The organism is Vannielia litorea, assembly GCF_018424695.1.
GTDB lineage: Bacteria > Pseudomonadota > Alphaproteobacteria > Rhodobacterales > Rhodobacteraceae > Vannielia > Vannielia litorea_A.
The window spans coordinates 1-5,375 of record NZ_QTNQ01000142.1 but is presented as its reverse complement, the minus strand read 5'-3'; the positions used below and the strand labels follow the sequence as shown (position 1 = coordinate 5,375).

Genomic DNA, 5,375 nt, shown 5'->3' with positions numbered 1-5,375 from the left:
CCCCCGGACCCCCCGGAGATATTTGCAGCAAGAAAATGAGCGGGGCGGGGCGAAAATTTTAGGTAAATCGGAGAGATGGGCCGCCCGGCGGGTGTGCCGGGCGGCCCGTTCTTTCAGTCGCGGAGCTTCACGAGGTCGCCCAGCAGCCCCGCCGTCCCGTTGTGGACGGTGAGGTGGCCGACCTTGGAGGCCACGGTTTCCAGCGCCTCCAGCTCTTTCAGCCGCAGCATGACGGGGTTGTCCGCCATGACCTTGGCCGTGTTGTGCAGCGCCCGGACCGCGTTGGTCTCTTCGCGCCGACGGATGACATTGGCTTCCGCCTCCTTCTCCGCCGCCACGACGCGGTTGAGGATGTCGCGCATCTCGCCGGGAAGGATCACATCCTTCAGGGCGATCTCCGCCACCTCGAGCCCGAGCTCGGCCATGGCTTTCCGCACCTCCGCCGCCGCCGTCTCGTCGACGGCGACCTTGTCCGCCAGAAGCTCATCGAGGGTCAGCGCCCCGAGGGTCTTCCGGAAGGCCAGTGCCAGCGCCCGGTGGAGCGCCTCGGCGTAGTCCTTGCTCACCGTCACCGCGGCCCGCGCATCGACCACCCGGTAGGTGGCCGAAAGGTTGACCCGCAGCGTCACCCGATCGCGGGTGAGGATCTCGTGGCCGGTGACCTCATGGGCCCGCCAGCGGAGATCCACCGTGGTGACGGCCGACTTGGCGCCGATCGTCCAGACCCGGTGCAGACCGGGGGGCAGATCGCCCACCAGCTCCCCTTCGGTGAAGAGCAGCCCGGCGTGGCCATCGGGCACGGTCACGGGGGTGTAGACCCGGGTGATCCCGGCGGCTTCGAGCCGATCCCCCAGGGCCTTGGGCACAAGCGCGCCTTCAACTGCGTGGCGTTCCACGTCCCAGGGGCCGGCGTCCTTCCAGACGGTCACCCGGTGCCCGGGATGCAGAAGCCGCCAGGGCCAGCCGTCGCGCAGGATCAGCACCACCTCGGCGGCCTCGGCCCGGACCTCGGTGAGGTGGGCGTCGTGCAGCTCGGGGCGGGCGCGCTTCAAGGCGTCCGTGAAGGTCGAGACGAAGGCCGGGTTGGCCTCGATGTCATGCCGGTGGAGCGTGGTGCCTGCCTTGCGCAGCCGGTAGTGCCCGGCGGTGAGGATGCTGGCGAAGCGCCCGTGCCGCAGCACGAGCACACGCTCGGTTTCGGTGACGGTGACGGGGATTGTCCCGGTCAGGTAATCTATCATGGTCATTGTCTCGGTCCTTCTTCTCGCTTGGCTAACGCACGCGCGATCTCCTTTTGGGTTCAAGTGGTTGCGCCCGGGATGGACGACAGGTGTGAGGCGCCCGGAGGCGCGAAAAAAGCGGTGGAGCCCGAGGCCGCCCCTGCCATGGACGCGGGCGGGCTGCGCGGGGAGAGGGCGTGGCGTGGAACAGGTGGGGCTTGGGGATTGCTCCCGCCGCCCGGCCCGCCCCGGCCCGTGCCATCACCCGCCGCCGGCCCGGGGCCAGGGTCGGGCGGAGCCTTGCCGCCCCCTTGCCCGAAGGCTTGAGGTTGGCGCGGTGCCGCCTGACGGGGCGACCCCGGAACTCCGAAAGATGCGCCGCTTGCGCGGCGACCAGCGTGGAAAGCTGGGGGCCTTTTGAGGGCCGGTGATGGCGGGGATCGAACCCGCTACACCCAGATTAGCAGTCTGGTGCTCTATCCAAATGAGCTACATCCATGGCGCACGTGAGAGGGATCGAACCTCCGCCCTCCGGGGCTGAACCCCAGCGCTCTTTCCACTGAGCTACACGCGCATCCCGCAGGGCTGCGCCGGGTTCGGCATACGGAAAAGGCAGGGCCTTACCGCACCGGACGGGATGAAAACCCGAACCGCTGAACTCCGACCGCTACGAGCGGGAGCTGCCGTATAGGCGGGGCTTGGGATTCTGCCCCGTGAAATATGCTGTCATGTGGCGTGAAGTTGCCAAAGTGCCACAGGGTCGTTGCGCCGGGGCCTCAGCCCATCGCGCTCATGTCGACGCCGAGGGCCTTGGCGACGGTGAAGATGTCCTTGTCGCCGCGTCCGCACATGTTCATGACCAGCAGGTGATCGGCGGGCAGCCTGGGCGCGGCCTTCATGACGTGGCCGAGCGCGTGGCAGGGCTCCAGCGCGGGGATGATCCCCTCGGTCTCGCAGCAGAGCTGGAAGGCTTCGAGCGCCTCGGCGTCGGTGATCGACACGTATTTGGCCCGGCCCGTCTCGTGCAGCCAGGAGTGCTCGGGGCCGATGCCCGGGTAGTCGAGGCCCGCGGAGATGGAGGAGCCTTCCAGGATCTGGCCGTCTTCGTCCTGCAGCAGGTAGGTGCGGTTGCCGTGCAGCACGCCGGGGCGGCCGCCGGAGAGGGAGGCGCAGTGCTCCATCTTCTCGTTCACACCCTTGCCGCCCGCTTCGACGCCGATGATCTCCACCTCCTTGTCATCGAGGAAGGGGAAGAACAGGCCCATGGCGTTGGAGCCGCCGCCGATGGCGGCGACGAGGCTGTCGGGCAGGCGGCCCTCGGCCTCCTGCATCTGCTCGCGGGTTTCCTTGCCGATGATGGCCTGGAAATCGCGGACCATGGCCGGATACGGGTGCGGGCCGGCGACGGTGCCGATGCAGTAGAAGGTATCGCGCACGTTGGTCACCCAGTCGCGGAGCGCGTCGTTCATCGCGTCTTTCAGGGTGCCGCGCCCGGAGGTGACGGGCACCACCTCGGCACCCAGAAGGCGCATGCGGAAGACGTTGGGGGCCTGGCGCTCCACGTCATGGGCGCCCATGTAGACCACGCATTTGAGCCCGAACTTGGCGCAGACGGTGGCTGTGGCCACGCCGTGCTGGCCTGCGCCGGTTTCGGCAATGATCCGGCTCTTGCCCATGCGGCGGGCGAGGATGATCTGGCCCAGCACGTTGTTGATCTTGTGCGCGCCGGTGTGGTTCAGCTCGTCGCGCTTGAAGTAGATCTTGGCGCCACCGAGCCGCTCGGTCAGCCGTTCGGCGAAGTAGAGCGGGCTGGGACGGCCCACGTAGTGCTTCCAGAGGAAATCCATCTCGGCCCAGAACTCCGGGTCGGTCTTGGCGTGCTCGTAACGCTCCTCCAATTCGAGGATCAGCGGCATCAGCGTTTCCGACACGAAACGCCCGCCGAAATCGCCGAAGCGGCCCTTCTCGTCGGGGCCGGTCATGAAGCTGTTGAGCTGTTCGGTCATCGCACGGACTCCTTGTTGACCTGCGCGTTCTAAAGCCGCGCGGGCGGCGCGGCAAGGCGGCTCAGGCGAGGATCGTATGGTCGAGCAGGATGGCGGTGCCGAGGGCGATGAGGGCGAGGCCGCCCAGCACTTCGGCGATGTGGCCGAAGCGGCGGCCCAGCGACGCCCCGGCGAGGGTACCGAGGGTGGCCATGACGAGCGTGGCCGTGCCGACGGCGAGCGCCACGATGAGGATGGGCGCGCCGAGAACGGCGAGCGAGATGCCCACGGCGAAGGCGTCGATGGAAGAACCGACGGCGGTGAGGACCAGCCCGCCAGCGGTGGGCGCAGGGCGGGACGGGGCCAGCGCATGCAGCACCATGCGGGTGCCGACGAGCGCGAGGAGGAGGAAGGCGATCCAGTGGTCGATGGCCGTGACGAATTGCGCGGCCGCCAGCCCGACGACCCAGCCGAGCAGCGGGGTCAGCGCCTCGATGGCGCCGAAGACCGCGCCGGTGGAGAGCGCGGCGACAAGGCCGGGCCGGGCGGATTGCGCCCCACGCCCGAGCGCCGCCACGAAGGCGTCGATAGAGAGCGCAAGCGCGAGGGTTGCGATGGCGAGCGGTGTCATTGGAGCGCCTTTCCTGTGCGGGTCAGATAGGCGCGAACTCAGGAAAAGTCAATGAAATCAATTAGATGTAATTGAGACGCAGTTGCATTCTCATAAGGCGTTCAGCAGCGCGGCGGTGGGCCAGCCATCGGCGGGCAGGCCGAGGCGGGTCTGTTCGGCGCGCACGGCAGCGCGTGTTCCCGCGCCGAGGATGCCATCCACGTCACCCACGTCATGCCCCAGCGCCTGGAGTTTGCGTTGCAGCGCCTTCATCTGCCCGTCGGGCAGGCCCGGATCGGGGTTGCCTGCGTCGAACACCGGCGCGCCCTCCAGCCGGGTGGCGAAATAGGCGGCTGTGGTGACATAGACGAAGCTTTGGTTCCACTCGAAGTACACCCGGTAGTTGGGGTAGGCGAGAAAGGCCGGGCCGTTGCGGCCCTGCGGCAGCAACAGCGAGGCGGGCAGGTTGGCGAAGCTGCCCTCGCGGGGCTGCACCCCGAGGGCGGCCCAGTCGGCGGCGGGCTTCTCGGTTTCCAGCCCGGTCTGCGACCAGTCGAGCGTGTCGGGCACGGTCACCTCCTGCAACCACGGCTCGCCCGCACGCCAGCCCAGCGATTGCAGCATCTTGCCGCCCGACATCAGCGCATCTGCCGGGCTTGTCTTGAGACTCACATGCCCGTCGCCATCGCCATCGACCCCGTTTTCGAGGATGTCCTCGGGGAGCATCTGCACCATACCGATCTCGCCCGCCCATGCGCCGGTGGTGCGGTCCGGGTCCAGATCGCCCTGCGCGTAGAGCTTCATGGCGGCAAAGACCTGCGGGCGGAACAACTCGGGGCGGCGGCAATCATGCGCAAGGGTGACGAGGGCGTTCACCGTGTTGAAATCCCCCTGCACGGCGCCGTAATCGGTTTCAAACGCCCAGAAGGCGAGGAGGACACCGCGGGAGACGCCATAGCGGGCCTCGATCTCGGAGAAGACGGCATCGTATTTCTGCGCGTTCGCCCGGCCCTTGTTGATCCGGCCCTGGCTGATGAGGCGGCGGGCGAAATCGACGAAGGGCATCTGGAAGACGCCCTGCGCCCTGTCGGCCTTGAGCACCCGCTGATCCTGCCGGACGCCAGCGAGAAAGCGCTCAGCGACGTCAGAAGAGACGCCATGCGCCGAGGCCTCCGACGCGAGGCCGGCCTTGAAAGCGCCGAATCCGCCGCCACAGGGCACCTCTTGCGCAGTGAGCGGTGTGGCCGCGAGCAGGGCGGCAGCGAGGATGGGGCGCATGGGGATCTCCGGTTGAAACAGCTGTGCAGAGAGTAGCGCCGGCCCGGTTTGGCGCAACCGGCGCAGAAAGGGTTTTCTGCAGCCTATCGGATTGCTGCGCGGCGCAATACGGTGGTTTGGTCCGTCAACCCGGATACGACAGCGATTTGCCTTGAGGCCGGTGATGGATGAGGTCGCGCCGTGCTTGAGCGGCGCACGAGAGATATGGGTGACAGACGGTTGGATTTCGCGAGGCTATGCGACCTCGGTTCTGTTGAGTTGCCCGCCCCCGCTGGACTCCCC

Annotated in this window: 4 protein-coding genes and 1 tRNA gene; all 5 read right to left on the bottom strand. The window is 67.8% G+C overall.

From position 1 onward, the window contains the following. Nucleotides 1-113: 113 nt before the first annotated feature. The 5 genes from DYI42_RS23050 to DYI42_RS23030 all read right to left on the bottom strand — a co-directional run bounded on the left by DYI42_RS23050 (nt 114) and on the right by DYI42_RS23030 (nt 5,093). Entirely contained in the window at nt 114-1,247 is a 1,134-nt protein-coding gene (locus DYI42_RS23050) for a slipin family protein (RefSeq protein ID WP_213549358.1), read from the bottom strand. Nucleotides 1,248-1,648: 401 nt separating this feature from the next. After that, a tRNA-Ser gene (locus tag DYI42_RS23045) sits at nt 1,649-1,716 on the bottom strand. Between the two features lie 280 nt (nt 1,717-1,996). Beyond that, a complete protein-coding gene (gene trpB / locus DYI42_RS23040; protein WP_213549357.1) occupies nt 1,997-3,226 on the bottom strand; it encodes a tryptophan synthase subunit beta in 1,230 nt (409 codons plus the stop codon). A gap of 61 nt (nt 3,227-3,287) precedes the next feature. After that, nucleotides 3,288-3,836, bottom strand: a complete 549-nt coding sequence (locus DYI42_RS23035; RefSeq protein ID WP_213549355.1) for a manganese efflux pump MntP — start codon at nt 3,834-3,836, stop codon at nt 3,288-3,290. A gap of 90 nt (nt 3,837-3,926) precedes the next feature. Further along, complete coding sequence (locus DYI42_RS23030) at nt 3,927-5,093, bottom strand: lytic murein transglycosylase (RefSeq protein WP_213549353.1); 1,167 nt, start codon at nt 5,091-5,093, stop codon at nt 3,927-3,929. Between the last annotated feature and the right edge of the window lie 282 nt (nt 5,094-5,375).

Coding starts and splice junctions, on each gene's coding strand:
- DYI42_RS23050 (WP_213549358.1), bottom strand. CDS start 1,247: ATGACCATGATAGATTACCTGACCGGGACAATCCCCGTCACCGTCACC.
- trpB (WP_213549357.1), bottom strand. CDS start 3,226: ATGACCGAACAGCTCAACAGCTTCATGACCGGCCCCGACGAGAAGGGC.
- DYI42_RS23035 (WP_213549355.1), bottom strand. CDS start 3,836: ATGACACCGCTCGCCATCGCAACCCTCGCGCTTGCGCTCTCTATCGAC.
- DYI42_RS23030 (WP_213549353.1), bottom strand. CDS start 5,093: ATGCGCCCCATCCTCGCTGCCGCCCTGCTCGCGGCCACACCGCTCACT.